Origin of the sequence: Streptomyces anatolicus (genome assembly GCF_019400875.1) — a bacterium.
In the GTDB taxonomy this organism is placed as follows: domain Bacteria; phylum Actinomycetota; class Actinomycetes; order Streptomycetales; family Streptomycetaceae; genus Streptomyces; species Streptomyces anatolicus.
This window is the reverse complement of record NZ_WMBF01000532.1, coordinates 1-4,051: the sequence shown is the minus strand read 5'-3', so window position 1 is coordinate 4,051 and position 4,051 is coordinate 1. Positions and strand designations below refer to the sequence as shown.

The window sequence follows — 4,051 nt, the reverse complement described above, 5'->3', positions numbered from 1 at the left end:
GCCCCACCCCTCGGGCCCGGCGCAGGCCGGGCCCGAGGGGTGGGGCGGCGGTCCGCCGGTGAGGACGATCGGCTCAGCGGGCCGCCGCGATCCGGCCGCTCACCTCGCCGAGGCCGACCTTGGTGCCGTCCGGTCCCGGGGCCCATGCGGAGAGCGTGACCTCGTCGCCGTCCTCCAGGAACGTCCGCTTGCCGTCGGGGAGTTCGAGGGGGTCGCGGCCGTTCCAGGTGATCTCGATCAGGGAGCCGTACTGCCCGGCCGACGGCCCGCTGACCGTGCCCGAGCCGTACAGGTCGCCGGTGCGCAGTGAGGCGCCGTTGACCGTCATGTGCGCGAGCTGCTGCGCGGCCGTCCAGTACACGGTGGAGAAGGGCGGCTCGGAGATGACGTGGCCGTTGAGCGTGACCGTGATGCGCAGGTCGTAGCCGCCCGGCTCGTCCGCGGCAGGCTCGGCGGAGTCGTCCAGGTAGGGCAGGAGCTGGTGCGTGCGCTCCGGGGGCGCGACCCGGGCCGCGTCCAGCGCGTCGAGGGGGGTGATCCACGCCGACACCGACGTGGCGAACGACTTGCCGAGGAACGGTCCGAGGGGGACGTACTCCCAGGCCTGGATGTCGCGCGCCGACCAGTCGTTGAGGAGGGTGAGGCCGAAGACGTGCTCGCGGAAGTCCGCGAGGGGCACGGGAGTGCCGTGCTCCGAGGGCGCGCCGACGACGAAGCCGACCTCCGCCTCGATGTCGAGGCGGGCCGAGGGGCCGAAGACGGGGGCCGTGTCGGTGGGGGCCTTGCGCTGGCCGCTAGGGCGCACCACGTCCGTCCCGGAGACCACGACGGTGCCGGACCGGCCGTGGTAACCGATGGGCAGGTGCTTCCAGTTGGGGGTCAGCGGGGTCGGCGAGTCCGGGCGGAACATCTTGCCCAGGTTCGTCGCGTGGTGCTCCGAGGCGTAGAAGTCGACGTAGTCCGCGACCTCGAACGGCAGGTGCAGGGTGACGTCGGAGAGGGGGTGCAGCAGGGGGCGTACGGAGTCCCGGTAGGAGGGGACGGTCACCCACGCCGTCAGGGCACGCCGCACGTCGGACCAGGCGGTGCGGCCCGCGGAGAGGAGGGCGTTCAGTGTGGGCCGGGCCAGGAGCGAGACGTAGGGGGAGCCGAGGGCGGCGGCCGCGGCGCCCGCGTCGAGGACGTACGAGCCGAGCCGTACCCCGACCCTGCGCTGGTCGTTGCGCTCTCCGGCCAGGGAGAACACGCCGTAGGGGAGGTTGTGCGGTCCGAAGGGGTCGCCCTCGGGCAGACCGAAGGGGTCGCCCTCGGAGCGGCCGACGGAGCCGCTGTCGGGGAGGCCGGGGGAGTCACCGGCGGCCGGGTCGAGCGGGGTCTGCTCGGACATGCGTACCTGCCTCGCTTTCCATAGGGGTGTGCCACACGTTACGTGTGTAGTCCCCCGTTTCGGCAGTGCCTAAAGAGTTCGTAATGTCCGGATAAGCCTTGCTGGAGTGGTCAATTGCGCCTTGGCGTCTTTTGCCTCAGCGGTTCTGGGGGACGCGGGCGGGGTGGGCGCGATCCGCGGTCTCGGCCGGCTGGGAGTACCGATGTACGCGATCACGGAGGACCGATAGGTACCGAACGGCGGGATACCAGCCGGACCTCCGCAGCACGCGGTCGGTCACTTGGGACCACCGGACGGGCTACCGCACCCCCTCGATGAGCTTGCCCAAGGCCTCGTCGCCGGTTTGCGCCAGGAGCGTCACGTCGTCCATGCCGACATGGACCGTGCCGTCCGCGGCCATGGCGAGGTAGGAGACGCCGCGGCCGATCCCGCCGATGGGGTAGAGGTACTTTCCCGCCTGCTCACCGAGGTCGTCGAGGATCTCGCGGTCCCACGTGGCCACCAGCGGGTCGAGCCGGAACGGGGAGCGCGCGGCCGTCCGCCCGGGGCCCCGCTGGTGGATCTCCAGACCGCCGAACTCCCGCAGGAACCCGCGCGCGGCCTCGTGGATCTCGAAGTCCTCGTCGGCGTCGTGCAGCGTCCGCTCCCACTCCTCCGTGGCGACGGACCGGCCGGGGTACCAGCCGGCGAGCCGCAGCACACGGTCAGTCTCGGCGGACCACCGCGTCCCGATCTCCGCGCTCAGGTCGTGCTCGGGACTGTGGGGGAGCACGAGGTGGTCCCCCGCCGGGACGAACGGCAGCGGGGCATCGGTGCGGCGCTCCATCACGAGCTTCTCCACGGCGTCGTAGCCGCTCTCCGCGAGCAGCTCGGCGCCGTCCCTGCCGACGTACACCGCGCCATTCGCCGCCATGCCCAGAAAACTGTCACCGCTGTCCGCCCGGCCGATGGGACACAGGTCGGCCCCGGCCGTCCCGGTGAACGCGGCGAAGGCTCCGGTGTCCGCCGCCGCGCCGAGAGGATCGAAGTGGTAGGGCGACTGAGGCATGACCGGGCCGGGCGTCCACTCGTCGGTCCGCAGCCCGCCGAACTCGGCGAGGAACCGCCGAGCCGCCTCGTGGACCGTGAAGCCACGCTCTCGCAGCTCGCTCTCCCACTCCGGCCTGGGCACCCAGCGGTCCGGATCCCAGCCGGACGACCGGAGCACGCGCTTGGTCAAAGCGGACCAACAGGACCGCAGTTCGGTCCCCCCGCCCGCGTCTGCCCCCGCTCCCGACACGAGCTTGTCCAGCGCCTCACCAGGGGAAGGCGCGAGGAGCCGCACGCTCTCCCGGCCGATGTAGACGGCCCCACTCGGGGCCATGCCCACGCCGTCACCGCGGTCCGTGGCGCCGATGGGGCAGAGATACGCGGGTGAGCCCTCGTCCGGCACGTCGAAGACCTTGTCGTCCCAGCCGGCCGTGAGCGGGTCGGTCCAGAACCGTCCGGCCTCCCCCGTGACGACCAGACCACCGAACTCGGCCAGGAACCCCCGGGCCGCCGCGGACATGTCGATGCCACCGCGCCCCAGCAGCGCCCGCCGCCACTCCTCGGTGGGCACCTCGCGGCCGGAATACCAGCCTGCCTTCCGCAAGACTTTGTCGGTCCCTGCGGACCAATGCCGGATTCTGTCGTTCATGAGCCACCAGCGCGGATGCGTATCCGGGAGGGACACCAGCTGTCAGGCAGCCCCTCGGATGAGTTTTTCCAGGGCCGCGTCGGGACTGTCCGCCAACAGGCTCAGATAGTCCATTCCCACGTAGACCGCCCCACTTGGGGCCATGCCCAGGTAGAAGTTGCGGTGATCCGCCATTCCGAGGGGAAAGAGGTCGGCGCCCGCCTCCTCGCTCAGCTCTTCGAAGATCTCGCTGTCCGACTCGGCCAGGAGCGGGTCCAACTGGAACTGACGCCAGCCCTTCTCGTGGTCCGGTTCCCTGACGACCTCCAAGCCGCCGAATTCGGCAAGGAAGCGACGGGCCGCCTCGTGGATCTCGAAGTCGCCCACTTCGAGCAGGACGGATTCCCACTGTGCCGTGGGGACCGAGCGGCCCGGACTCCATCCGGCTCTCCGGAGCACGCGATCGGTCACCGCGGACCAACGCTGTGGCTTTTCATCAGTCATCTTTAGCTCACCGCTCTGATGTTGAGTCGTCCAAGTACATCCGCGCACGATTCACAGGGAGGCTTCGGAGTGCCGTGCGCGGCGTTGCCCTCCGCACGTACGTTGACTGCCGCCATCACACCTCCTCGTGGGTTGACACCAGCCTTCATGGCATCGGACAGGGCCTCGGCCTCGCCGCAGCGCCCGTGCTGGCCTCCCATTCTCTGCCTGATGTCCAGCGGCACATCGTCGTACGCGGCCTGAATGTCCGGGTGCAGATCGTGGTTCCCGCCGCCCTTGACGCTCGCTCCCGTGAAGGGGGTCTCGTGGCCGGGGACGGAGAGCCCGGCCGCGCTGGTGGGTCTGGTCTTCTTGCTCGCCCCGGGCCGGGCCTGCTCCTCGTCCGCCCGCCGCCTCGCCGCGTCCCTCGCCGCTGTCTCGCAGTCCGGTGCGAGGCCCAGGGGGTCCACCGCGGTGAACGGGTTCGGGACGTACGCGCGGGGGTTCGGGCCGGGGGCCAGGCC

General features: G+C 71.1%; 4 protein-coding genes. All 4 read right to left on the bottom strand.

Going from position 1 to position 4,051, the window contains the following annotated elements; translation table 11 throughout:
• Positions 1-73: 73 nt before the first annotated feature.
• Entirely contained in the window at positions 74-1,387 is a 1,314-nt protein-coding gene (gene fahA / locus GKQ77_RS28975) for a fumarylacetoacetase (protein ID WP_219691994.1), read from the bottom strand.
• A 298-nt stretch (positions 1,388-1,685) separates the two neighbouring features.
• Positions 1,686-3,065 (bottom strand): SUKH-3 domain-containing protein, encoded by a 1,380-nt coding sequence (locus tag GKQ77_RS28970; RefSeq protein WP_258022151.1) that lies wholly within the window; start codon positions 3,063-3,065, stop codon positions 1,686-1,688.
• Between the two features lie 42 nt (positions 3,066-3,107).
• Positions 3,108-3,515, bottom strand: a complete 408-nt coding sequence (locus tag GKQ77_RS28965) for an SUKH-3 domain-containing protein (RefSeq protein ID WP_219691992.1) — start codon at positions 3,513-3,515, stop codon at positions 3,108-3,110.
• Positions 3,516-3,550: 35 nt separating this feature from the next.
• Positions 3,551-4,051 (bottom strand): YwqJ-related putative deaminase (locus GKQ77_RS28960; RefSeq protein ID WP_219691990.1); only part of this gene is annotated, 501 nt, incomplete at its 5' end.

Excerpts from the sequence above, each read along its gene's own strand:
- GKQ77_RS28970 (WP_258022151.1), bottom strand. The coding sequence starts at position 3,065 with ATGAACGACAGAATCCGGCATTGGTCCGCAGGGACCGACAAAGTCTTG.
- fahA (WP_219691994.1), bottom strand. The coding sequence starts at position 1,387 with ATGTCCGAGCAGACCCCGCTCGACCCGGCCGCCGGTGACTCCCCCGGC.